This window comes from Aureimonas sp. SK2 (genome assembly GCF_029813115.1).
In the GTDB taxonomy this organism is placed as follows: Bacteria; Pseudomonadota; Alphaproteobacteria; order Rhizobiales; family Rhizobiaceae; genus Aureimonas.
Genome location: NZ_JAPZDS010000065.1, coordinates 1 through 798, shown reverse-complemented (window position 1 = coordinate 798; position 798 = coordinate 1). Strand labels below are relative to the sequence as shown.

1 protein-coding gene is annotated in these 798 nt (G+C 60.2%); it reads left to right on the top strand.

The window, feature by feature from the left end; genetic code table 11:
- Window positions 1-785 (top strand): IS481 family transposase (locus tag O5O54_RS22230; RefSeq protein ID WP_279484025.1); only part of this gene is annotated, 785 nt, incomplete at its 5' end.
- Window positions 786-798 lie beyond the last annotated feature (13 nt).

Sequence of the window (798 nt, the reverse complement as noted above, 5' to 3'; positions counted from 1 at the left end):
CTAAGGATCCGCGTTCGACGGTTCTTTCCCCGGAGGAAGAAGCCATCATCGTTGCTTTCCGGCGGCACACGCTGCTGCCGCTCGACGATTGCCTCTATGGCTTGCAGCCCAGCATCCCGCACCTCACCCGTTCCAGCCTTCATCGCTGCCTGGAACGGCACGGCATCAGTCGTCTGCCGCAGGTCGAAGGTGACAAGCCCGTTCGGAAGCGGTTCGCCACTTACCCAATCGGCTACTTCCACATTGATATTGCCCAGGTCAGCTCCGAGGAAGGTAAGCTCGCCCTTTTCGTAGCCATCGACCGCGCCAGCAAGTTCGCCTTCGCTCAGCTCGTGCCCAGCGCTGGCAAGATGGAGGCGGCGCAGTTCCTGCGAGAACTGATCGACGCCGTGCCCTACCGCATCCATACCGTGCTGACAGACAACGGCATCCAGTTCACGCCACGACGTCGGGACATCTGGGATAGCGGGCACATCTTCGACCGTGTCTGCGGCGAGCACGAGATCGAGCATCGGCTGACGAAGGTGAACCACCCCTGGACCAACGGTCAGGTCGAGAGGATGAACCGCACGATCAAGGATGCGACTGTCAAACGCTTCCACTACGAAAGCCACGGACAGCTTCGAGACCACCTTCAGCTCTTCGTCGATGCCTACAATCATGCCCGCCGGCTCAAGACCCTGCGTGGCTTCACGCCCTACGAGTTCATCGTCCACACCTGGACACAAGAGCCCGACCGCTTCAGGCTCGATCCGTTACACCTCATTCCGGGACCGTACACCTAGCCATCCTTCATAA